Genomic DNA, 378 nt, shown 5'->3' on the forward strand with positions numbered 1-378 from the left:
TGGTTTCAGCTTCGATGTGGTTCATCATCTTCATGGCTTCGACGATGCACAGAGTGTCGCCTTTCTTCACGGTCTGGCCGACTTCAACGAAGGACGGCGAGGTTGGCGAAGATTTACGGTAGAACGTACCTACCATCGGCGAGCGGGCAACGGTGCCGTTCAGCACTGGAGCAGCAGGCGCGGCAGGTGCAGCGGCAGCAGCCGGAGCAGCGACAGGCGCGGCGGCCGGAGCTTGCATTGGCGCAGGAGCATAGTACTGCTGAGCCGGGGTCTTGCTGTGGCGGCTGATACGTACGGACTCTTCGCCTTCCTTGATCTCGAGCTCGTCGATGCCGGACTCTTCCAGCAATTCGATCAGTTTCTTAACTTTACGGATAT

Annotated in this window: 1 protein-coding gene and 1 pseudogene (1 of these 2 running past the window's edge); both read right to left on the bottom strand. The window is 58.5% G+C overall.

The window, feature by feature from the left end; all coding sequences use genetic code 11:
• Positions 1–376: acetyl-CoA carboxylase biotin carboxyl carrier protein (accB, locus tag ACIOZM_RS17500; RefSeq protein WP_401216123.1), on the bottom strand; the 376-nt coding region annotated here is incomplete at its 3' end.
• A pseudogene (aroQ, locus tag ACIOZM_RS17505) lies at positions 359–378 on the bottom strand (type II 3-dehydroquinate dehydratase) (its annotated part continues 418 nt past the right edge of the window); the annotation flags it as partial. The pseudogene aroQ and the gene accB, both read right to left, overlap by 18 nt.

The organism is Pseudomonas sp. NPDC087346 (assembly GCF_044744235.1).
GTDB lineage: Bacteria > Pseudomonadota > Gammaproteobacteria > Pseudomonadales > Pseudomonadaceae > Aquipseudomonas.